Source organism: Mycobacterium kyorinense (assembly GCF_002101735.1).
In the GTDB taxonomy this organism is placed as follows: domain Bacteria; phylum Actinomycetota; class Actinomycetes; order Mycobacteriales; family Mycobacteriaceae; genus Mycobacterium; species Mycobacterium kyorinense.
Genome location: NZ_LQPE01000127.1, coordinates 1 through 22,345, shown reverse-complemented (window position 1 = coordinate 22,345; position 22,345 = coordinate 1). Strand labels below are relative to the sequence as shown.

Annotated in this window: 20 protein-coding genes and 2 pseudogenes; 12 read left to right on the top strand and 10 right to left on the bottom strand. The window is 66.5% G+C overall.

Features of this window, described 5'->3' with window-relative positions; genetic code table 11:
- Positions 1–112: 112 nt before the first annotated feature.
- Positions 113–961, top strand: a complete 849-nt coding sequence (locus tag AWC14_RS14990; protein ID WP_045381639.1) for an LLM class F420-dependent oxidoreductase — start codon at positions 113–115, stop codon at positions 959–961.
- Positions 962–1,021: 60 nt separating this feature from the next.
- Here AWC14_RS14990 and AWC14_RS14985 read toward each other — a convergent pair whose 3' ends face one another.
- The 3 genes from AWC14_RS14985 to sucC are packed head-to-tail and all read right to left on the bottom strand — an operon-like array spanning position 1,022 to position 4,631.
- The gene (locus AWC14_RS14985; protein ID WP_045381641.1) at positions 1,022–2,548 is read right to left on the bottom strand and encodes an acetyl-CoA acetyltransferase; all 1,527 of its coding nucleotides are present in this window, start codon (positions 2,546–2,548) and stop codon (positions 1,022–1,024) included.
- Positions 2,545–3,447 carry a succinate--CoA ligase subunit alpha gene (sucD, locus tag AWC14_RS14980; protein WP_045381643.1) on the bottom strand — a complete coding sequence of 301 codons (903 nt, stop codon included), beginning with the start codon at positions 3,445–3,447 and terminating at the stop codon, positions 2,545–2,547. The genes AWC14_RS14985 and sucD overlap by 4 nt, the downstream gene beginning before the upstream one ends.
- 20 nt (positions 3,448–3,467) lie before the next feature.
- Positions 3,468–4,631 carry an ADP-forming succinate--CoA ligase subunit beta gene (gene sucC / locus AWC14_RS14975; protein ID WP_045381645.1) on the bottom strand — a complete coding sequence of 388 codons (1,164 nt, stop codon included), beginning with the start codon at positions 4,629–4,631 and terminating at the stop codon, positions 3,468–3,470.
- A gap of 298 nt (positions 4,632–4,929) precedes the next feature.
- Between sucC and AWC14_RS14970 the strand changes: the two genes are divergently transcribed.
- Together AWC14_RS14970 and AWC14_RS29635 are read left to right on the top strand one after the other, a co-directional pair.
- Positions 4,930–5,976 (top strand): M23 family metallopeptidase, encoded by a 1,047-nt coding sequence (locus tag AWC14_RS14970; protein WP_045381653.1) that lies wholly within the window; start codon positions 4,930–4,932, stop codon positions 5,974–5,976.
- A gap of 99 nt (positions 5,977–6,075) precedes the next feature.
- On the top strand, positions 6,076–6,642 hold the full coding sequence (locus AWC14_RS29635) for a hypothetical protein (RefSeq protein WP_428838972.1): 567 nt from the start codon (positions 6,076–6,078) through the stop codon (positions 6,640–6,642).
- A 3-nt stretch (positions 6,643–6,645) separates the two neighbouring features.
- Here AWC14_RS29635 and pcrA read toward each other — a convergent pair whose 3' ends face one another.
- Complete coding sequence (gene pcrA, locus AWC14_RS14960) at positions 6,646–8,952, bottom strand: DNA helicase PcrA (protein WP_045381655.1); 2,307 nt, start codon at positions 8,950–8,952, stop codon at positions 6,646–6,648.
- A gap of 248 nt (positions 8,953–9,200) precedes the next feature.
- Between pcrA and AWC14_RS14955 the strand changes: the two genes are divergently transcribed.
- Positions 9,201–9,464 (top strand): chorismate mutase, encoded by a 264-nt coding sequence (locus AWC14_RS14955; RefSeq protein WP_045381657.1) that lies wholly within the window; start codon positions 9,201–9,203, stop codon positions 9,462–9,464.
- Between the two features lie 143 nt (positions 9,465–9,607).
- Positions 9,608–11,272 carry a glucose-6-phosphate isomerase gene (gene pgi, locus AWC14_RS14950; RefSeq protein ID WP_045381659.1) on the top strand — a complete coding sequence of 555 codons (1,665 nt, stop codon included), beginning with the start codon at positions 9,608–9,610 and terminating at the stop codon, positions 11,270–11,272.
- Here the strand turns inward: pgi and AWC14_RS14945 are convergent.
- Complete coding sequence (locus AWC14_RS14945) at positions 11,269–11,865, bottom strand: TetR/AcrR family transcriptional regulator (protein WP_235215978.1); 597 nt, start codon at positions 11,863–11,865, stop codon at positions 11,269–11,271. The genes pgi and AWC14_RS14945 overlap by 4 nt on opposite strands.
- A gap of 65 nt (positions 11,866–11,930) precedes the next feature.
- On the opposite strand from AWC14_RS14945, the gene AWC14_RS14940 reads away from it, so the two are divergent.
- The gene (locus AWC14_RS14940; protein ID WP_045381663.1) at positions 11,931–13,250 is read left to right on the top strand and encodes an oxygenase MpaB family protein; all 1,320 of its coding nucleotides are present in this window, start codon (positions 11,931–11,933) and stop codon (positions 13,248–13,250) included.
- 70 nt (positions 13,251–13,320) lie between these two features.
- Here AWC14_RS14940 and AWC14_RS14935 read toward each other — a convergent pair whose 3' ends face one another.
- The 5 genes and pseudogenes from AWC14_RS14935 to cobF all read right to left on the bottom strand — a co-directional run bounded on the left by AWC14_RS14935 (position 13,321) and on the right by cobF (position 16,115).
- Complete coding sequence (locus tag AWC14_RS14935) at positions 13,321–14,070, bottom strand: SDR family oxidoreductase (protein WP_045381665.1); 750 nt, start codon at positions 14,068–14,070, stop codon at positions 13,321–13,323.
- A 13-nt stretch (positions 14,071–14,083) separates the two neighbouring features.
- Positions 14,084–14,557, bottom strand: a complete 474-nt coding sequence (locus AWC14_RS29630; protein ID WP_235215979.1) for a zinc finger domain-containing protein — start codon at positions 14,555–14,557, stop codon at positions 14,084–14,086.
- Positions 14,558–14,704: 147 nt separating this feature from the next.
- Positions 14,705–14,947: pseudogene (locus tag AWC14_RS29625) on the bottom strand (DNA-formamidopyrimidine glycosylase family protein); the annotation flags it as partial.
- Positions 14,948–14,963: 16 nt separating this feature from the next.
- Entirely contained in the window at positions 14,964–15,359 is a 396-nt protein-coding gene (locus AWC14_RS14925) for a phage holin family protein (protein WP_045381669.1), read from the bottom strand.
- 9 nt (positions 15,360–15,368) lie between these two features.
- On the bottom strand, positions 15,369–16,115 hold the full coding sequence (gene cobF / locus AWC14_RS14920) for a precorrin-6A synthase (deacetylating) (protein WP_045381672.1): 747 nt from the start codon (positions 16,113–16,115) through the stop codon (positions 15,369–15,371).
- 56 nt (positions 16,116–16,171) lie between these two features.
- Between cobF and ctaD the strand changes: the two genes are divergently transcribed.
- From ctaD to AWC14_RS14890, 6 genes and pseudogenes are all read left to right on the top strand, one after another.
- On the top strand, positions 16,172–17,881 hold the full coding sequence (gene ctaD, locus AWC14_RS14915) for an aa3-type cytochrome oxidase subunit I (RefSeq protein ID WP_045381674.1): 1,710 nt from the start codon (positions 16,172–16,174) through the stop codon (positions 17,879–17,881).
- A 52-nt stretch (positions 17,882–17,933) separates the two neighbouring features.
- A complete protein-coding gene (locus AWC14_RS14910; protein ID WP_045381677.1) occupies positions 17,934–18,827 on the top strand; it encodes an AurF N-oxygenase family protein in 894 nt (297 codons plus the stop codon).
- 146 nt (positions 18,828–18,973) lie between these two features.
- The gene (locus AWC14_RS14905) at positions 18,974–19,900 is read left to right on the top strand and encodes a DUF4873 domain-containing protein (protein ID WP_235215980.1); all 927 of its coding nucleotides are present in this window, start codon (positions 18,974–18,976) and stop codon (positions 19,898–19,900) included.
- 105 nt (positions 19,901–20,005) lie between these two features.
- Positions 20,006–21,010 carry a chemotaxis protein CheB gene (locus AWC14_RS14900; RefSeq protein ID WP_142281707.1) on the top strand — a complete coding sequence of 335 codons (1,005 nt, stop codon included), beginning with the start codon at positions 20,006–20,008 and terminating at the stop codon, positions 21,008–21,010.
- Positions 21,003–21,761 carry an STAS domain-containing protein gene (locus AWC14_RS14895; protein ID WP_045381686.1) on the top strand — a complete coding sequence of 253 codons (759 nt, stop codon included), beginning with the start codon at positions 21,003–21,005 and terminating at the stop codon, positions 21,759–21,761. The genes AWC14_RS14900 and AWC14_RS14895 overlap by 8 nt, the downstream gene beginning before the upstream one ends.
- A 60-nt stretch (positions 21,762–21,821) precedes the next feature.
- Positions 21,822–22,271 (top strand): annotated as a pseudogene (locus AWC14_RS14890) (CheR family methyltransferase); the annotation flags it as partial.
- Positions 22,272–22,345 lie beyond the last annotated feature (74 nt).

The window sequence follows — 22,345 nt, the reverse complement described above, 5'->3', positions numbered from 1 at the left end:
GCGATTCGACCGTCCACGCTAGCGCACCTCGGCATACCCGTGACGCGGCAGTCGGCGTGTCATTGCCACCCCCGCGCTTGCCCACCAGATTGGAACACGTTCTAATTCAGGGATGGATTACGGGCTTGTGCTGTTCACCAGCGACCGCGGCATCACCCCGGCGGCGGCGGCCGTCCTCGCCGAAAAGCATGGATTCCGCACCTTCTACGTGCCCGAACACACCCACATCCCGGTCAAGCGCGAGGCCGCGCACCCGACCACCGGCGACGAGTCCTTGCCCGACGACCGGTACATGCGCACGTTGGACCCGTGGGTCAGTCTGGGCGCGGCATGCGCCGTCACCTCGCGGGTTCGGCTGTCCACCGCGGTTGCACTGCCGGTCGAACACGATCCGATCACGCTGGCCAAATCGATTGCCACCCTCGATCATCTGTCCGGCGGCCGGGTGAGTCTGGGCGTGGGATTCGGTTGGAACACCGACGAACTCGCCGACCACGGTGTGCCGCCCGGGCGGCGCCGCACGATGCTGCGCGAATACCTCGAGGCGATGCGCGCGCTGTGGACGCAGGAGGAAGCCGCCTACGACGGCGAGTTCGTCAAGTTCGGGCCGAGCTGGGCCTGGCCCAAGCCGGTGCAGTCGCACGTCCCGGTGCTGGTCGGGGCCGCGGGAACCGAGAAGAACTTCAAGTGGATCGCGCGCAGCGCCGACGGCTGGATCACCACGCCGCGCGACTTCGATATCGACGAGCCGGTGAAGTTGTTGCAGGACACCTGGGCGGCCGCCGGCCGTGACGGCGCGCCGCAGATCGTGGCGCTGGACTTCAAGCCCGATGCGGAGAAGTTGGCTCGCTGGGCCGAGCTGGGTGTGACGGAGGTGTTGTTCGGCTTACCGGACCGCTCCGACGACGAGGTGGCCGCCTACGTCGAACGGCTGGCCGGCAAGCTGGCCACCTTCGTGTGACGAGCAGACGCAGAATCGCACAAAATCGGCACGCGGAGCGCGATTCTGCGTCTGGTCGCGCTAGAAACTGCAGCGGTTGCCGTAGTCGAAGGAGCGCACCTTCACGGCCTGTCCCAGCGGATCCCCGTCGGTCAGCAACCCGATCAGGTCGTCGTCCCCAGTGGTGGCCAAAAACCGGCTGTCGTCGGCGTCGAGGCGGCCGATGATGATCCCGGTCAACCGACCGTTGTCCCGTCGCACCGTGTAGGTCTCGACGGTGCCGGGCCCGTCGGCGTGCTCGGTCACCGCCACGGTGGGCCACGCCTCGACCTCGGCCTGCAGCTGCGCGCTGCGGTCCGGCTTCCATTCCACCGGCGTGGTCGAGTAGATGCCTACTGAATACTTGCTCATGATGCCGCCGTTGGCACCGACGAGCCCGAATTCGCCCGGCCGGCTGCGCATCTGCGCGACGGTCTCGGCGACGCCGTGCATCGAGTAGTTGTTGCCGGCCCCGCCGAAAAACGGCAGGCCACCGGTCAGCGTCAGCCCGCGCGGGTCGTCCGTCGCGATGCCCAAGCCGTCGCAGATGTTGAACACCGGAACGGGGAAGCAGCTGTACATGTCGAAGGTCGCGACGTCGTCGACACCGATACCGGCGACGCGCAACGCCTCACGCACCGCCGCCACCGCCGACGGCGCGTGCCCTAGATCCGGCCGGTCCAGCAGACTCTGCTCGGCCATGTCGGCATGGCCGTGCAGGTAGACCCAATTGTCTTCCGGCACACCGAGTTTGCGGGCCGCCTCCACCGACATCAGCAGCGTCGCCGCACCCTGGTTCACCTGGTCGCGGGCCACCAGCAGCCGCGGGTACGGCTCGGAGATCATCCGGTTGCTCTCGGTGACCGTGATCAGCTCCTCGACGCTGCGTTCGACCGGCGCGGCGGCGAACGGGTTGTCTGCTGCGACCTTGCTGAACGGCGCGAACAACTCCCCCATGCAACGCAGATACTCCGCCGGGCCCAGCCCGGTCCCCGCGCGTCGGGCGTTCTCCAGCAGCGCGTACTGGGTCGGCGCGTCCACCAGGCCGTGAATCACGGTGTAGCGGCTGATCAGCCCCTCCAGGCCGTGCCCGCGGTCTTCCAGCGAGCCCTCGACCGTCTCGGAGAAGTCCGGCTTGTTGTCCGCGTTGGCGAAGTAGCGGGTGGTCGACGTCGCATCCGACCCGAAGATCAGCGCGACCTCCGAGCGGCCGGCCGCGATCTCGCCGGCCAGCTCGGTGATCAGATGCTGCGGGCCCTGGCCCCCGACGATCTCCAGGATCGCCCGGGCCGGATCGGCGTCGATCCGGTTGGCCACCGACCGCGGATAATTGTTCGACTTACCCAGCACCGCCTGCGCCGGCCCGGAGATCTCGAACTGCCGCACGCCCGCGACGGTGTCGATCGCGGCGGCCACCTTGGCCGCGTCGGCGCCGCAGTCCTCGAGCGCGGCGCGGGCACCCGCGGTGGCCAGCTCGACGGCCGACATCGCCCGGTAGTACGGGTCGTCGATCCGCTCGGCGGCCTGCCCGACGCCGACGATGACGGGCGTGCGGGCGTCGATACTCACAACTCCTGCAAAATCTTCCGCGCCAGCGCCGCGGTCTCCGACGGTGTCTTGCCGACCTTGACGCCCGCCGCCTCCAGGGCCTCCTTCTTGGCGGCCGCGGTGCCCGACGAGCCGGACACGATCGCGCCGGCGTGGCCCATCGTCTTGCCCTCCGGCGCAGTAAATCCCGCGACGTAGCCGACGACCGGCTTGGAGACGTTGGCCTTGATGTAGTCGGCCGCGCGCTCCTCGGCGTCGCCGCCGATCTCGCCGATCATCACGATGACCTTGGTGTCGGGGTCCTTCTCGAACGCCTCGATGGCGTCGATGTGGGTGGTACCGATCACCGGGTCCCCGCCGATCCCGATCGCCGTGGAGAAGCCGAAGTCACGCAGCTCGAACATCATCTGGTAGGTCAGGGTGCCCGACTTGGACACCAGACCGATCGGACCGGATCCGGTGATGTTGGCCGGGGTGATGCCGACCAGCGACTGGCCGGGCGTGATGATGCCGGGACAGTTCGGTCCGATGATCCGGGTCTTGTTGCCTTTGCTCACGTTGTAGGCCCACGCATAGGCGGTGTCTTGCACCGGGATCCCCTCGGTGATCACCACCAGCAGCGGAATCTCGGCGTCGATGGCCTCGATGATGGCGTCCTTGGCGAATTTCGGCGGGACGAAGATGATCGACACGTCGGCGCCGGTCTCCTTCATCGCCTCGGCGACGCTGCCGAACACGGGCAGCTTGATGACGCGACCACCCTTGTCCTCATGCGTGACCGTCGTGCCCGCTTTGCGGGCGTTGACGCCGCCGACGATCTGGGTGCCGGCCTTGAGCATCCGGGCGGTGTGCACGGTGGCCTCGCTGCCCGTGATGCCCTGGACGATGACCTTGTTGTCCTTGTTCAGGAAAATCGACATATCCGCAAGTCCTCTCAGGCTCAGGCGCTCGCCAGCTCGGCGGCCTTGTCGGCGGCCTCGTCCATCGTGTCAACCAGTGTCACCAGCGGGTGGTTGGCCTCGGCGAGGATGCGCCGCCCCTCTTCGACGTTGTTGCCGTCCAGCCGGACAACCAGCGGCTTGGTGGCGGTGTCGCCGAGCATCTTCAGCGCGGACACGATGCCGTTGGCGACGGCGTCGCACGCGGTGATGCCACCGAAGACGTTGACGAACACGCTCTTGACCTGCTCGTCGCCCAGGATGACGTCCAGCCCGGCGGCCATCACCTCCGCGGACGCGCCGCCGCCGATGTCCAGGAAGTTGGCCGGTTTCACGCCGCCGTGCTTCTCGCCGGCGTAGGCGGCGACGTCCAGCGTCGACATCACCAGGCCGGCGCCGTTACCGATGATCCCGATCTGGCCGTCCAGCTTGACGTAGTTGAGGTCGTGCTCCTTGGCCTTGAGCTCCAGCGGGTCGGTGGCGTCGCGGTCCTCGAACTCCGCATGGCCGGGCTGCCGGAAGGCGGCGTTGGCGTCCAGGGTGATCTTGGCGTCCAGCGCCAGGATCTGGTCGTCCGGCGTGCGAACCAGCGGGTTGACCTCGACCAGGGTTGCGTCCTCGGCGACGAAGAGCTCCCACAGCTTCTGGATCGTCACCGCGGCGGCGTCGAGCACCTCAGCCGGCAGGTGACCCTGCTCGGCGATCGAGCGCGCGAACGCCAGATCGACGCCCTTGACCGCGTCGACGGGAACCTTGGCCAGTCGCTCGGGTTTGGTCGCGGCGACCTCCTCGATCTCCATACCGCCCTCCACCGAGCACATCGCCAGGTAGGTGCGGTTGGCCCGGTCGAGCAGGAAGGAGATGTAGTACTCCTCGGCGATGTCGCTGGCCTCCGACACCAACAGCTTCTTGACGACGTGGCCCTTGATGTCGAGGCCGAGGATGTTGCCCGCGTGGGTGTAGGCGTCCTCGGGGGTGGCGGCGTACTTCACGCCACCGGCCTTGCCGCGGCCACCGGTCTTGACCTGTGCCTTGACCATCACCGGGCGGCCGATCTCCTCGGCGATCGCCTTGGCGCCGTCGGCGCTGTCAGTCACCCGTCCGGGCGTGGTGGGCACGTTGTGCTTGGCGAACAACTCCTTCGCCTGATACTCGAAAAGATCCATGGGCTCACTGTCTATTGAGTCGACCTGATAGGTAGCGGCGACGGCGGTTCTACCAACCGCGCCCGGGGGAACTGTATCGACCCGCAGTAATGCCGCCGTCGCCGCATCCGCTGTTGTGGCGCAGGTCACCGCCGGTTCGATGCCGTACGCTGTGCCGAGCATGGACCCGACGCCTCGCACGTGATGCGGATCACATTATCGAGCGGGATCCCGCCCACGCCTTGCGAGGTCCCTATCTCTGTGGTTAACGTCTCAGGGTCCAGATAACGTTATGGTTACGACGCGAGGGACATTCAGGTTGGCCCAGCACCGTTCTGCCCGGTCTCCTGTCGCCGGAGACTCTCGTGGATCGCACGACCGCTGGTCAGACCTCGACCGCAACGAGGTCACCGACATCATCCCCTTCAACGAATTCGGCAACCTCGATGACCTGGACTTCAGCGACAACAGCGTCTTCGGAAGCGCGGCCTCCGTCCTGCAGGCGCCCGAGCTCGACGACCTGCACGACACCGACGACCTGACCCCGCTGCGCCTGGCCAGCCCCAGCGAACACCCACCCGAACCGCACACCGAGCGGGCCAGTTCTTACCGCCTCGAACTGCACGGCCGTCCCAGTAATGCCGACGCGCCCTGGCGCCGCCCGCAGCACCGCAGGCAGCTCAGCGGCGCTGCGCGCGGCCGGATGCTGATCACCGCCATGGCCGCCGGTGCCGCCGCCGCCGCGGCGCATTCGGCCACGCACCCCTCCGATGACTCGAAGGCCGAAACCGTGCTGGCCGCCGACACGTCGACGCCCAGCGGCAGTCCGATCACCACCTCGGCGCGCGGCATGCAGATGATCACGGTGAAGCCCGCCGCGAATGTCGCCGTGCACAACGCCGAACTCGCCCACGCCGTCGCGTTTGCCGAAGAGCGCGCGCAGCGCGAGGCCCGACTGCAGCAACCACTGTTCGTCATGCCGACGAAGGGCATATTCACGTCGAACTTCGGGTACCGCTGGGGTGTGCTGCACGCCGGTATCGACATCGCGAACTCGATCGGAACGCCGATCCTCGCGGTGTCGGACGGGGTCGTCATCGACGCCGGCCCGACCGCCGGCTATGGGATGTGGGTCAAGCTGCGCCATGCGGACGGGACGGTCACGCTGTACGGCCACGTCAACACGACGACGGTCAGCGTGGGCCAGCGCGTGATGGCGGGCGACCAGATCGCCACGATGGGCAACCGCGGCAACTCCACCGGTCCGCACCTGCATTTCGAGGTGTTGCTGGGCGGCACCAACCGGGTGGACCCGGTGCCGTGGCTGGCCAAGCGGGGGCTGAGTGTCGGGAGTTTCGCCGGTTGATCGATTATCGGGTCAACCGCTTCCGCGCCCGGCGATAATTTTCCCACGACCCCACCAAGCGGTCCTGTCAGCGGCGGCGCCGCTGCCGGCTCTGCAGCCATGACGCCATTCGAGAACGCCAGAGGAAGGCCCGAGGTGACGGCATCCCACGACGAAGCGCCGCGGACCCGCATCATCCGACGAGCACCGACCACGCCGCTGCCCGCGATAGCGGACGACGCCCGCACCACCCACATTCCGCGCCAACCACCCGGCCCCGGCGTGTACCCCGCTTCGCGCCCGGCTTTGCCCGAGGCCAGCAACACCACCGCCGTCGCGGCGGCCGCCGTCAGCATTGTCAGCGGCTGGGCCACCTCGGTGGTGGCCACCGATTTGATCGCCGGCTGGTGGCAATCCGATCGGCTGTTCTGCGTCGCGGTCGGGTTCCTGGCGCTGGTGTTTGCGCTGGCCACGGTGTCCGGGGTGATCCTGCTGCTGCTGCGACGGGGGCTTGGCCGCTACCTGATCGTGGCCGGCGCCGCGGTTGCAGTGCTGACCTACCTCGGCGTATTCATCGCGGGCGCGCGGGTGGCCTGGATCGTGCACTTCCTGCCACTACTGCCGATTGCCAGCGTGGTCTTGGCGCTGCACCCGCATACCAAGCGGTGGCTGCCGGAAGGCACTTGATAGCTACAGCTTGGTGAGCGGAGCGTGGTTGTGCATCAGCTTGACCCGCCCGGAACTGCCGAAGTCGATCAGCGACATCGCCGACTCCCCGACACCGGAGACCTCCTCCACACGGCCCAGCCCGTACTTGTCATGGGAAACCCGGTCACCGGGCTCGAGCACCAGCAGCGGCCGGTTGGACTTCGACACCCGGGCCGGTGACGGCCGCGACGACGGCCCGAACCGGCCGGCGCCGCTCACCGGCGCACTGAACGACGGGGTCGGGTCGCTGCGCCGCCAGTCGATCAGCTCCTGCGGGATTTCCCGGAGGAACCGCGATTCGGGGTTGAGCATCGGCTGGCCCCACGACGAGCGGACCTTGGCCCGGCTGACGTAGAGCCGTTGCCGGGCCCGGGTGATCCCGACGTAGGCCAGCCGCCGTTCCTCGGAGAGTTCGGTGGGATCGCCCAGCGCCCGCATGTGCGGGAACATTCCGTCCTCCCACCCGGTGACGAACACCACCGGAAACTCCAGCCCTTTGGCGGTGTGCAACGTCATCAGCGTCACCACGCCGGCGTTGTGCTCGGGGATTTCGTCGGCGTCGGCGACCAGCGACACCCGCTCCAGGAACTGCGCCAGCACACTGGTGTCGGGCACGTCTTCGTCGTCGGCGCCTTCTTCTAGTGCCGCGGCGTTGGCCATGTCGGTGGCGAATTCGTGTGCGACGCTGACGAGTTCGTTCAGGTTGTCCAGGCGGGCCAAATCCTGTGGGTCGCCTGAGGATTCCAGCTCCTCGCGATAGCCGGTGCGGTTCAGCACCGCCTCGACCAGTTCGCCGAGGTCACCGTCGAGCCGGCCGCGCAGCTCGTCGAGCATCTCGACGAAACCTGCGATCGCTTTCACCGAGCGGGAATTGAGCATCGGCACTTTGCCTTCGGCGGCGGCGTCGAGCGCGTCGGCGAAACTGGCACCGGTGTTTTCGGCGAACACCGCCACGCAGGCTTCGGCGCGATCACCGATTCCGCGCCGCGGTGTGTTGAGGATGCGCCGCAGGCTCACCGCATCGCCGGGGTTGTCCAGCACCCGCAGGTAGGCGACGATGTCGCGGATCTCCTTGCGCTCGTAAAACCGAACGCCCCCAACAACTTTGTACGGAATGCCGGCCCGGATGAACACTTCTTCCAGCGAACGCGACGAGTTGTTGGTGCGGTAGAAGACGGCCACATCGTTGTAGGTGATCTCCCCGCGCTGCGCCAACGCCTCGATCTCCTCGGCGACAAAGCGTGCCTCGTCGTGCTCGTTGTCGGCGACGTAGCCAACGATCAGCTCCCCTTCGCCGGCGTCGGTCCACAGCCGCTTCTCCCGGCGTCCGGAGTTGCGGGAGATCACCGAGTTGGCCGCCGACAAGATGTTCTGGGTCGAGCGGTAGTTCTGCTCCAGCAGAATCGTCGTGGCGTCGGGGTAGTCGCGCTCGAAGTCTTCGATGTTGCGGATCGTCGCGCCGCGGAAGGCGTAGATCGACTGATCGGCATCCCCGACGACGCACAATTCCGCCGGCGGCACACCGTCTTCCGTGTGGTGCCCGACGAGCTCGCGCACCAGCACGTATTGCGCGTGGTTGGTGTCCTGGTATTCGTCGACCAGGATGTGCCGGAATCTCCGGCGGTAATGCTGGGCGATCTGCGGGAAGGCCTGCAGCACCGCGACGGTCTCGCCGATCAGGTCGTCGAAATCCAGCGCGTTGGCTGCCCGCAGCCGGTGCTGGTATTCGGAGTAGACGGCGGCGACGGTGCGGGCCAAATCGTCGGAGTCGTCGGAGAGGGCCGCCGTCGCCTGCTGCGGGTCGATCAGCTCGTTTTTCAGGTTGGAGATGGCGTTGGCCAGCAGCCGCGGCGAATACCGCTTGATGTCCAGGCCCATGTCCTTGCCGATCATCTGCAGCAGCCGCCGCGAATCGTCGGCGTCGTAGATCGAGAAGTTGGAGTTGAGCCCGGGGATCAGCGTGGCCTGGTTGCGCAGGATCCGCACGCAGGTCGAGTGGAACGTCGACACCCACATCGAGCGTGCGCGCGGCCCGACCAGCTGCACCACCCGCTCGCGCATCTCGGCGGCGGCCTTGTTGGTGAACGTGATGGCCAGAACCTGGCCCGCGCCCACGTCCCGCGCGGCCATCAGGTACGCAATGCGCCGGGTCAGGACCGCAGTCTTACCCGAGCCCGCGCCCGCGACGATCAACAGCGGCGAACCCTCGTGTAGCACAGCCTGTCGCTGCTGGGGGTTCAGGCCGTCGAGCAACTGATCTGGCCCGGCATCGGTCACGTGGATTGTCATGTCTGTCCAAACTTACCGCCGCTCGACGACATCTTTTGCGGTGGCGCGGGCCCGGATGGCAGACTCGATACGTGCTCTACGGGCAGCATCGATTTTTCTACGGGTACCGGTCCGCGGTACCCGTGGCTTAGCTGCTCTCCTTCAGCCCCGGGGTCCGCATCCGGATTCGGGGCTCGTCTGTTGGGTGAGGCCGGAATACGGATAACGGCTCAAAACCCACCAACAGCAAGAATGCGGAGTCACAATAAATGACGATGGAAACGGAACAGCTTCCCGACATCGACGAGCTGCGCCATGAAATCGACCGGCTCGACGCGGAGATTCTGGCTGCGGTCAAACGCCGCACCGAAGTATCTCAGGCGATCGGCAAGGTCCGGATGGCCAATGGCGGCACCCGTCTGGTGCACAGCCGCGAGATGAAGGTCATCGAGCGCTACAGCGAGCTCGGGCCCGACGGCAAGGACCTGGCGATGCTGCTACTGCGCATGGGCCGAGGCCGGCTCGGCCACTAGCCCTGGTAGCGCCCCGCGACTGAGTGTGCGCCGACGGTTTCGAGCGTGCGCTGACGGCGGGATCTTGGCGATTTTTCCGCCCTGGATGCACACTCGAAAGAACTAAGCGGCCCGATCTGTCGGGCGTAGCTAGGGTCGAGAACATGACTGCGGTTCGCCAAATCCCCGACATCTCAGCCACCCCGGCGTGGGACGCTCTGCGCAAGCATCACGACCAGGTCAAAGACACCCATCTCCGTCAGCTCTTCGCCGACGACCCCGACCGCGGCCGCGTGCTGACCCTCAGCGTCGGCGACCTCTACATCGACTACAGCAAGCACCGCATCACCCGCGAGACGCTCAAGCTGTTGGTCGACCTGGCCCGGGCGGCGCACCTCGAGCAGCGCCGCGACGAGATGTTCGCCGGCAAGCACATCAACACCTCGGAGGACCGCGCGGTGCTGCACACCGCGCTGCGGCTGCCGCGAGACGCCACGCTGACCGTCGACGGGCAGAACGTCGTCGAAGACGTGCACGCGGTGCTCGACGCGATGGGCGATTTCACCGACCGGCTGCGCAGCGGCCAGTGGACCGGCGCCACCGGCAAGCGGATCAGCACCGTGGTCAACATCGGCATCGGCGGCTCGGATCTCGGCCCGGTGATGGTGTACCAGGCGCTGCGCCACTACGCCGACGCCGGCATCTCGGCGCGGTTCGTGTCCAACGTCGACCCGGCCGACCTGGTCGCCACGCTCGCCGATTTAGACCCTGCCACAACGCTTTTCATTGTGGCCTCCAAGACGTTCTCGACATTGGAGACGCTGACCAACGCCACCGCGGCGCGCCGGTGGTGCACCGACGCGCTCGGCGACGACGCGGTGGCCAAGCACTTCGTCGCGGTCTCCACCAACAAAGAGCGGGTCACGGATTTCGGCATCGACACCGCCAACATGTTCGGCTTTTGGGACTGGGTCGGCGGGCGCTATTCGGTGGATTCGGCAATTGGCCTGTCGGTGATGGCGGCGATCGGACGGGAGCGATTCGCCGAATTCCTCTCTGGATTCCATATCGTCGACGAGCATTTCAAGACCGCGCCGCTGGAGTCCAATGCGCCCGCACTGCTGGGACTGATCGAGCTGTGGTACTCCAACTTCTTCGGCGCGCAATCGCGTGCGGTGCTGCCGTATTCCAACGACCTGTCCCGCTTCGCCGCCTATCTGCAGCAGCTGACCATGGAATCCAACGGCAAGTCGACCCGCGCCGACGGCACCCCCGTCGTCACCGACACCGGCGAAATCTATTGGGGCGAACCGGGAACCAACGGCCAGCACGCCTTCTACCAGTTGCTGCATCAGGGCACCCGGCTGGTGCCGGCCGATTTCATCGGGTTCTCCCAACCGCTCGACGACCTGCCCGACGCCGACGGCACCGGCAGCATGCACGACCTGTTGATGAGCAACTTCTTCGCCCAGACCCAGGTGCTGGCGTTCGGCAAGACCGCCGAAGAGATCGCTGCCGAGGGCACACCGGACGACGTGGTGCCACACAAGGTAATGCCCGGCAACCGGCCGACGACATCGATCCTGGCGACCCGGCTCACCCCGTCGGTGCTGGGCCAGCTGATCGCGCTCTACGAGCACCAGGTGTTCACCGAGGGCGTGGTGTGGGGCATCGACTCGTTCGACCAGTGGGGCGTGGAGCTGGGCAAGACCCAGGCCAAGGCGCTGCTGCCGGTGATTTCCGAGGACACGTCGCCGGACAGGCAGTCGGACAGCTCCACCGACGCGCTGGTGCGCCGCTACCGCACCGAAAGAGGCCGCGCGGGCTAGCGCACGACGAGCTCGGAACCGAAGCGCCGCACGAACGTGCGCAGGCGTTCGACCGTCGCGGTCTGCGGATCGGACAGGTGCAGCTGCAGCAGTTCGCGGCCGGCGGCATGCAGAACCCGAGCGGTGTATTCGGGATCGTGCAGATGCGGATTGACGCGCAGCAGTTCGCGTACGAAGAACTCCAGTACGACGGCCTGGGATTGCGCCAGCCGGGCATACAGCTCCGGCGGTGCACCCTGCGGCGGAAACAAGAACAGCCGCCACGTCGCCGGGTGGGCGTCGACGGCGCCCAGCACACCGTCGAACGCAAGAACCAGCGATTCATCCGCGGCGGCAGCGTCCAATCCCGAGATCGCATCGGCGAACTGCGCGCCGGCCCGTGCCGCCTCGCGGTCGATCAGCGCGACGAACAGCCCCGCCGGGTCGCCGAATAGCTGATAGATCAACGACCGATTGATACCGGCCTGCTCCGCGATGCGGTTCGGTGTCGCCGCATGAAACCCTTCGGCGTCGACGATCGCGTGCGTGACGTCGAGGATCTGCTCACGCCGCGCTTCGGCGGACAGCCGCCGCCTGGGGTTCGCCGCAGTCATGCTTGACAGCATAACTAACAGCTTGTGAGTATTACTCACTAACTGTTAGTTAGCCGGAGGTTGTGATGGTCACGTACTACCCCGAACTCGCCGAACGCGTCCGAAGCCAGCGCGAGTTGCAGCCCGACCTGTACGGGGACTTCGACTTCGACCAGCAGCCCGATCGCCTGGCCACAGAGCCCGACGACGACTCGGCCCTGCCGGCCTGGGTCGCCGACCGCGCGCCGATCCTGGAAGACGACCGCGTCCTCGAATTGATCAGCACGGCAACGATGCTCGGCGACGTCGTCGCCGATCCCTATGCGGCCCTGATGAATACGTACAGCGTCTCGCACCTGATCGACATGCTCAAAAGGGCGTGCCGAGAGGGCATCGAGGCGGTGCCCGAGGCGCCTGGAGAGCTCGAGTCGTTCATCACTGCCATGGAAGACGCCCCGGAGTGGATCGACTTCGACCTGGTACGCGAAGGCGCCCGCCAGGAACGCATCCCGGCGGCGCTGCTGGCCCCGTTCATCACCCGCGGCGCGTTCATCGCCACGTTCACCAACACGTACGCCGCGCTGCCGATGGCGCTGACCGGCGCGCTCTCGGGCAAGCGGGCGGCCCGGCGGGTCAACGAGACGGCCAGCTTCTTCGCCGTCACCACCCTGCCCGGCGCGCTGGACCGCTACGGGCCCGGCTTCGAAGCCGCCGCCATGGTCCGATTGATGCACTCGATGGTCCGCTACAACGCGCTGAAGAAATCCGACAAGTGGGACGTCGGCGTCTACGGCATGCCGATCCCGCAGGTCGACCAGATGCCCGCCGGAATGATCGGCCAGTACCTGCTGGCCCGCCGCGCCCGTCAGCAGGGCCGAACGAAGTTCACCAAGGAAGAGCGCGCCGTCGTCGAATTCGCAAGGTATCGCTGCTTTTTGCTCGGCCTGCCGCCCGAACTGCTGCCCTCCGAACCCGCCGACATCATGCACGTCATGCATGCGCGCTCGGCACTGCTGCGGGACGGATTCGACGACATCTGCCGCGAACTCGTCAGCGGAACGATGGCGGCCTACCTGCGCCCCGGCACCAGCCTGTTCGACCGTTGCGCCGAGGCGGTCGAGAAGAGCTTTTCCAAGCTCACGTTCGTCCGCACGTTCTGCGGTGGCGATCGCGACATCGCCGAGGCGATGGGCGTTTCACTCGGGCCGGCGGACCTCGTGCGCGTCGCGCTGACCACGCCTTTCATCATCGGACGTTTCACTGCGGTTCAGCAGGCCAGCCGCGTTCCGGTGCTGCGGGATGTCACCGACGCCTACGTCGTCGGCCTGCTCAAGCTCCGGCTGGCGACGTACGGCAAGCCCGAATTCACCACCGACGCAGCGCATTACACGCCGGTCCCGGTCTGAGCCCCGGCGAGCAGACGCAGAATCGCACAAAATCTGCGATTTTGATGCGATTCTGCGTCTGCTCGGCGCACTAAGCGAAGTACTTGGTCAGCCTGATCGGCAGCACCCGCATCACCTGGACCAGCGGCGCCCACGGCCAGGCCGGCACCACGGCGCGGCCGCCTTCGCGCTCGATCGCCGCGACCATCGCTTTGACGCCAGTCTCGTTGTCGACCATCAGCACGGTGCTCGCCGCTTTGGCGGTCATCTCCGACTCGATGTAGCCGGGCTCCAGCACGGTGACCCTGATTGGGCCCTTGGCGTATTCGGCGCGCAGCGACTCCCCCAGCGACGACACGCCCGCCTTGCTGGCCGCATAGGCGGCCTTCACGCCCGGCACGCCCTTGTTGCCCAGCACCGACGAGATCAGCACCAGATGCCCCGAGCCGGCCTGCTTGAACATCTCCAACGCGGTTTCGATCTGCACCAGCGCGGCCACCAGGTTGGTCTCGATGGTCGCTTTGTTGGCCCACAACTTGCCTGACCCTAGTGGCGCGCCCTTGCCGATACCGGCGTTGACGATGACCCGGTCGATCCCGCCGAGTGCGTCGGAAAGCTCGCCGAACACCTTGGGCACCTGCTCGTGGTCGTTGACATCCAGCGCGGCGACGGCCACCGTGATGCCCGGATACTGTTGCGTCAGTTCGGCTTTCAGTTCGTCGAGCCGGTCGGTGCGACGAGCGCACAGCGCAAGGTCGCGGCCCTTGGCGGCGAACGCGCGGGCCATCCCTGCTCCCAGGCCCGAGCTCGCACCGGTGATGAGGATTTTCTGACGAGTCACCCGGGCAGCATAGCTATTTCAACAGCCGCGACATCCGCCGGTCGGCCAGCACCTTGCCGCCGGTCTGGCAGGTCGGGCAGTACTGGAAAGACTTGTCGGCAAACGACACCTCACGCACGGTGTCGCCGCACACCGGGCACGGCAACCCAGTGCGGGCGTGAACCCTTAGGCCCGAACGCTTCTCGCCCTTCAACGTCGCCGCCTGCTGGCCGACCGAACGAGAAACGGCGTCGGTGAGCACCGACGTCATCGCATCGTGCAGCGCGGCCAGCGCCGCGTCGGAGAGCTTGCCCGCCGTGGCGAACGGCGAGATCTTCGCGACATGCAAGATCTCGTCGCTGTAGGCGTTGCCGATCCCGGCGATCACCTTCTGGTCGGTGATGACGGTCTTGATCCGGCCGCTCTGTCCGGCCAGCAGCCCTGCCAACTCGTCGAGGGTGAGCTGCAGGGCGTCGGGCCCGAGCGCGGCGATGCCGGGAACCTTCATAGGGTCGTCGACCAGCCACACCGCCAGCCGCTTCTGGGTACCGGCCTCGGTGAGGTCGAAGCCCGGCGCCTGCCCGGGAGTACCCAGGTGAACGCGCAGCGCGATCGGCCCCTTGCCGGGCCGCAGCGGCGCGGCGGTCAGGGTGTCGGACCAGCGCAACCAGCCGGCCCGCGACAGGTGGGCGATCAAGAACAGCTCCCCTGCCTGCAACCCCAGGTATTTGCCCCAGCGCTCGGCGCCGGTGACGGCCGACCCGTGCAGCGCGGTGATCGGCGGGTCGAAGGTCTTGAGCACCGACAATGCGGCGACGTCGACCCGTCCGATCGTCAGGCCGACGGCGTGGCGGCGCAGGTGGTCGGCGAGCGCTTCGACTTCCGGCAGTTCGGGCATGTATCCAGTCTGCCGGTCAGCGATGCCGCTGCACGTCGCGCGCCACCAACGACAACACCCAGCTCACGATCGACAACACAACGGCAGCCCAGATCGCCGTCCACCAGAAGTGGTCGATATGCAGGCCCCAGTGTGTGGTGTTGCGGGTGATCCAGGCGGTGATCATGAGCATCAACGCGTTGACGACGATGTGGAACAACCCGAGCGTGAGGATGTACAGCGGAATCGACAGGATCTGCACGATCGGTTTGATGAAGGCGTTGACCAGCCCGAAGATGACCGCGACGACGAAGATGATGCCCGCCCGCTGCAACCTGGTGTCCCCGCCGACGAAGGTGACCCCGTGCACAAACAGCGTGACCACCCACAACGCGAATCCGGTCAGCGCGGCGCGGACCACGAAAGCGGCCATGGCCAAAACCTACTCCGCCGCCCGCAACAAATAGGTGTCCATGATCCAGCCGTGTCGGGCGCGGGCCTCGGCGCGCAACGTCGCGATCCACTCCCCCACCTCGCCGACCGAGCCCGCCACCAATAGCTCGTCGGCGGTGCCGAGGTACGCGCCCCACCAGATCCGCGTGCCGGGCGGGCAGCCGCGAAACGAGCAGTCGCCGTCGAGCATCACCACCGCCGAACCGGACAGTCCGTGTGCCCGCAGCTGCCGGCCGGTGGTGATCAGCACCGGTTCGCCGACGTCGTTGAGCGGAATCCGGTGCCTCGCGGTCAGTGCCTGCACCGCGGTGATGCCGGGGATGACATCGTAGCTGATGTCGACCATGGCGGCGACGGCGTCGAGGATGCGCAAGGTGCTGTCGTAGAGCGACGGGTCACCCCACGCCAGGAAGGCCCCGACGCCGCCCGGGCCGAGTTCGGCGGCAATCGCCGACGCCCACACCCGGGCGCGGGCCGCGTGCCAGTCCGACACCGCCGCCCGGTAGTCGCCGTCCGCCGCGCGCGGCGGGTCGGGCAGCTCGACGAACCGGTAGCCCGGCTCGCGGATGAAGCGCGCACAGATGTGCCGGCGCAGCGCCACCAAATCGCTCTTCTGCGCGCCCTTGTCCATCGCGAAGAACACCTGGGTGTCGTTGAGCGCCTCGATCGCCTGCACGGTCACGTAACCGGGATCTCCGGCGCCGATACCGATGACGTGGATGTGCCGACTACTCATTGCGGGCACAGCCTAATGACCGTTTCGGCCCAGTTGTCGCGGGTAATCCCGTCGAAATGGTGACCGAAGTGCGGTCCCTGGTCGCACACCGACCGTTCCCGCGACGCCGCCGATCCCGCGGCGACGTGATATGGAATCTCGTCACCACCACCGATCACAAGCTGATCGGCCAGATGTACCTGGTGACCGCGTTCGCCTTCTTCTTGATGGCCGGCCTGATGGCCATGCTGATGCGCGGCGAGCTGGCCGCGCCAGGGCTGCAATTTTTGACCAACGAGCAATACAACCAGCTGTTCACCATCCACGGCACGATCATGCTGCTGCTGTATGCCACCCCGGTCGTGTTCGGCTTCGCCAACGTCGCGCTGCCGCTGCAGATCGGCGCACCTGATGTGGCATTCCCGCGGCTGAATGCCTTCTCCTACTGGCTGTTCCTGTTCGGCGGGCTCGTCGTGCTGGCCGGTTTCATCACCCCGGGCGGGGCCGCCGACTTCGGCTGGACGGGTTACACCCCGCTGTCGGACGCCATTCGCTCCCCCGGCCCCGGCGCCGACCTGTGGATCATGGGACTGATCGTGTCCGGGCTCGGCACCATCCTCGGTGCGGTCAACATGACCACCACCGTGGTGTGCATGCGCGCCCCGGGCATGACGATGTTCCGGTTGCCGATCTTCACCTGGAACGTCCTGGCCACCAGTGTCCTGATCTTCCTGGCGTTCCCGATCCTGACCGCCGCGTTGTTCGGGCTGGCCGCCGACCGCCACCTGGGCGCCCACATCTACGACTCCGCCAACGGCGGCCCGATCCTGTGGCAGCACCTGTTCTGGTTCTTCGGCCATCCCGAGGTCTACATCGTGGCGCTGCCGTTCTTCGGCATCGTCACCGAGATATTGCCGATCTTTTCCCGCAAGCCGGTCTTCGGCTACACCACGCTGGTCTACTCGACGTGGGCCATCACCGTGCTCTCCGCCTCGGTGTGGGCGCATCACATGTTCGCGACGGGAGCCGTTCTGCTGCCGTTCTTTTCGTTCATGACCTATCTGATCGCGGTGCCCACCGGCATCAAGTTCTTCAACTGGGCCGGCACAATGTGGAAGGGCCAGTTGACGTTTGAGACGCCGATGTTGTTCGCGATCGGCTTTCTGGTCACCTTTCTGCTGGGCGGCCTGACGGGCATACTGCTGGCCAGTCCGCCGCTGGACTTCCACATCCACGACAGCTACTTCGTGGTCGCGCATTTCCACTACGTGCTTTTCGGCACCATCGTGTTCTCGACATTCGCCGGCATTTATCTGTGGTTCCCAAAGATGACGGGCCGGCTGCTCGACGAGCGGCTGGGCAAGCTGCATTTCTGGTTGACGCTCATCGGGTTTCACACCACGTTTCTGGTGCAGCACTGGCTCGGCGACCAGGGCATGCCGCGCCGCTACGCCGATTATCTGCCGACCGACGGCTTCCAACCCCTGAACGTCGTCTCGACGATCGGCGCGTTCATCCTGGCCACCTCGATGGTTCCGTTCCTGTGGAACGTCTTCCGCAGCTACCGCTATGGCGAGCCGGTCACTGTCGACGATCCGTGGGGGTACGGCAACTCGCTGGAGTGGGCGACCAGTTGCCCGCCGCCGCGGCACAACTTCACCGAACTCCCCCGCATCCGCTCCAACCGCCCCGCCTTCGAGCTGCACTATCCCCACATGCGCGGACGGGTGAAAGCCGAAGCGCATCTGGGCCGACGCCAGCCGTCGTCATCTATAGACGAGACCTGAGGTACCCGGTACCGTAGGTATTGGCATCTCTGCGCGAGAAGGGACGTCAACGATGACCACTCCGGTAAAGGCCGGGCGCGAGGAGTTCTCCGAGCGTCTGTTGAAGGGCTCGGTGAAGAAGTCGTATGCGCCCGTCGTCGACATCGACTGGGACGCGCCGCTTGATCCGAACAAGTTCTTTCTTCCGCCCAAAACCGTGTCGCTGTACGGCACGCCCATGTGGGACGAGATGACCCGCGCCCAGCAGATCGAGCTGTCCCGCCAGGAACTGGTGAACACGCTGTCGGCCGGCATCTGGTTCGAGAACATCCTCAACCAGGCGCTGCTGCGCAAACTCATGCACAAGGACCCCACCAGCCGCTCGTCGCACTACGCGCTGACCGAACTCGGCGACGAAACCCGGCACATGGTGATGTTCGGCAAGGCCATCGAGCGGGTCGGCGCCAAGCCGGTGCGGCCACGGCTGTACCAGCGGATGATCATCAACGCTCTGCCGTTCTTCTTCCAGGGTTCGGTGCTGTGGGTGGCCGCGCTGATCGGTGAGGAGATCTTCGACTCGCTGCAGCGCCAGATGATGGACGACCCCGAACTACAGCCGATCATCCAGCGGCTGATGCGAATTCACGTCACCGAGGAAGCCCGGCACATCCAGTTCGCCCGCGATGGCCTGCGCAAGCGGGTGCCCGAGATGCGGCGGCTGGAGCGGTGGTTCGTCGCGAACATCAACGGGTTGGGCGGGTGGTTCTTCCGCTACCTGTTCACCAACCCGATTCCCTATGCACGGGCCGGCCTGGATCCCCGCCGGGCACGGCGCTTCGCGTTAACCAGCCCACACCGGCACGACGTCCAGGTGGCCGGTTTCGCCCCGCTCGCGGCGTTTTTGACCGAAGTGGGTCTGATGGGTCCGATCGCGCGCCGAGGCTGGGCGCGCACCAGGTTCCTGTGATTCACGACGTCTTCACGGTCGCCGACGGCGACGTGGTCAGTTCGGTGTTCGACGACGACAGCGACACCTGGACGCTGACCACCAGCGGCGGCGAAACCTGCCGCAGCCGGGTCGTCATCGGCGCAGCCTCGCCGTTCGTCCCTTGGATACCGAACCTTCCGGGCCGCAACGACTTTCGTGATGCCGCGTTCCCCGCAGCGGCACCCGATCCCGATTTCGAACCGGCCTGCAAGCGTGTCGCGGTGATCGGGGGCGACGCGGCCGCCGGCCGGTACATCGGGCGACTGTCCGCCGCGGCGTCGGTGACGGTGTTCCCCCACCCGCCGCGGCGGTTCGTCCCCACCATCAGTCGCTGGCGGCGGCACACCTGGGCCGATGTGGTGACGTCGCCCATCGACGCGCTCACGGCATCGGGCATCCGCACTCGGGACGGGGTCCACCACCACGCCGACGCCATTGTCTACGGCACCGGGCTGGCGCTCCGCGATCGTCTGCCGGACGACACTTTGGTCGGTGCCCGCGGCCTCACCATTCAGCAGGCCTGGCGCGACGGCGCCGAGCCCTACCTGGGCGTCGCGATCCATGGCTTTCCCAACTATTTCCTGGTCAACGGACCGGACACCGCGCGCTACATCGCCGGTTGCCTGCGGCTCATGGCCGGCCGCTCGCGCATCGAAGTGCGTCTCAGCAGCCAACAGGTGTTCAACGAACGCGTCTACCTACGCGGGCCTCGCCTTCGCCCCAGAGCGTCGGCATACGAGCTGTCCTCCGGTGCGTACGAGGACGCCTACGACGGCGCAGCGACGTTGACCGTCGCCGACACGGACCACTCCGTGCGTGTCCGGCTCACCGGACACCTCGATCCGATCGATGGCCAATACCATTGGCAGGGAATGGTTTTCGGTCAGCTGCCGATGGATGTGCTAAAGCAATCGCGCGCCGTGACGCTGGCGGTCGGTGAGCGCAGCGTGCCGGCCCGGATCACCGAACAAACACCGCAGAACACGCACTCGATCGCCGGAGTCGGCGCGCCGCCGTTCGCCGTGACGGACGAACTCGCCGTGCCGCGCTGAATTCAGCTCAGCGCCCCGGCCGACGCGCGTAATCTGGACAAATAGCCCGCAAACAGGGTTGTCTCTGCGGTCCTGTGGGTAGCTCCGGGAATGGTGGCGAGCGTAATGCCAGGCGAAAACAGCACGCTCAACGTGGTCGCGGTCGGGGGTTCGGCCGGTGGCGTGGAGGCGCTTACCCACTTCGCTGCCGGGCTGCCACCCGACCTGCCCTATGCGGTCCTCGTCGCGCTGCACATGCCGGCGGGCGCGCCGAGCGTGTTGGCCCGCATCCTCGACCGCAACGGGCCGCTGCCGGCGGCTCAAGCCGTCGATGGCGCACCGTTGATGTCCGGCACCATTCAGGTCGCCGTTCCCAACCGCCACCTGCTGGTGGACGGTAATCGAATTGCGTTGTCCGAAGGGCCAACTGAGAACGGCCACCGCCCCGCGATCAATGCCTTGTTTCGCTCGACGGCGCTGGCGTACGGCCAGCGTGCGGTCGGCGTCCTGCTGTCCGGTGTCCTCGACGACGGCACATTGGGGTGCGCGGCGATTCAGTCGCGCGGCGGGACGACGATCGCCCAGTCGCCAGGGGATGCACTGTTCGCCGCCATGCCGACCAACGCCATCCACGCCGGCGTCATCGACCACGAACTGGCGGCAGTCGAAGTAGGCGGGCTGCTCAAGCAGTTGGCCGATCGAGAATTCGAGGAACGTGAGATGGAACCCGACGCCCGCATGGAGCTGGAAAACCGAATCGCGATGGTCGGGCGATTCTCGACCGAATTCGACACCGAGGCGCTGGGATCACCCTCCGGATACACCTGCCCGGACTGCAACGGCTCGCTGATCGCGGTCAGCGAGGGCAGCTACCGCTGCCACGTGGGTCATGCCTGGACGGCCGACGCGTTGTTGCGCGCGCGCGACGAGGAGATCGAGACCGCGATGTGGGTTGCGATGCGCAGCCTGCAAGAGAAGGCCAAGCTGTCCCGCCGGTTGGCCGAGCAGGTCAACCCCGGGATGTTGAGCGAACGGTATGAGGCAATCGCACTGGAAGCCGAACATGCGATGTCGATACTCGGCAGCCGGCTGTCCGAGGCGTACGGCAAGCACCTGGAACGCGATGGCTAGCAACGCCAGCGAGCTGACGGTTTCCGAGCACACCGCGGGAACCGTGTGTCTGCTCACCATCGAGGGTGTCCTCGACAGCAGGAGCTACCTGAAACTGCGCGACGCCGTCATCAAGGCGGCGCTCGACGAACCGCGCGCGGTTCTGGTCGACGTCGACGCACTGGATGTACCGGCCTCGTCGGCGTGGTCGGTTTTCACCAGCGCGCGCTGGCATGTGAGCACCTGGCCCGACGTTCCGATTGTCCTGGTCTGCTCCCACGCCGGCCGCCGGGCTGCCATCGCACACACCGGTGTGACGCGCTATGTCGCCCTGCATGCGAGCGCCGAAGCCGCGCTGAACGCTCTCGCCGGAGAGGGGCTGGTCGTCCGGCAGCGGGCGCGGGTTGAACTGCCGGCCTCGCTCGCGAGCTTGCGCCGCGCCCGCGAGCTGGTTGCCGAGTATTTTGCCGCCTGGTCACAGGAAGAGCTCATTTCGGTGGCCACCGTGGTCGTCAACGTCTTCGTCGAAAACGTGCTGCAGCACACCATCAGTGCTCCGGTGCTGATACTCGAATCCGACGAGTCGACGGTCACCGTATCGGTACAGGATTGCAGCGGTACGCCGGCCAGCCGCCACGAGGACGCATCACACGGCCCGCACCGGGTGTCCGGGTTGGCGATCGTCTCCGCGCTGTGCCGCGCCTGGGGCAGCACGCCGACCCCGTCGGGAAAGACGGTGTGGGCGGTCGTAGGACCGGAAAACCTGCTCTAGCCAGGCTCTAGCCGCGAGTAGTGTTCAACTTCGCGACACATTGTCGGCGGACGGGACGAGATGGACACGAAGACCGACGAATCGTTCGAGGCCCTGCTGCGCTACATGCGGGATTCCCGGGGGTTCGATTTCACCGGTTACAAACGCACCACGCTGATGCGGCGGGTACGTCACCGGATGGCTCAAGCCGGCTACGAGACGTTCGACCAATATCTCGACTTGTTGCAGGCCAGTTCCGACGAGTTTTCGGCACTGTTCAACACGATCCTGATCAACGTCACCGCTTTTTTTCGCGACCCGGACGCGTGGGAATACATCGCAACCGACGTCATCCCGCGAATGCTCGCCGAGCGCAGCCCCGAGGACCCGATCCGGGTCTGGAGTGCCGGCTGCGCCTCCGGTCAGGAGGCCTACACGCTGGCCATGCTGCTGGCCGAGAGCCTCGATCCGGACAACTTCCGGCAACGGGTCAAGATCTACGCGACCGATGTCGACGAGGACGCTCTTAGCCTGAATCCGTGGACGGTCGGTCGTTGGTGATCGGCGTGGGAACCACGAAAATGCCTCCTGAACTGGGACAATAC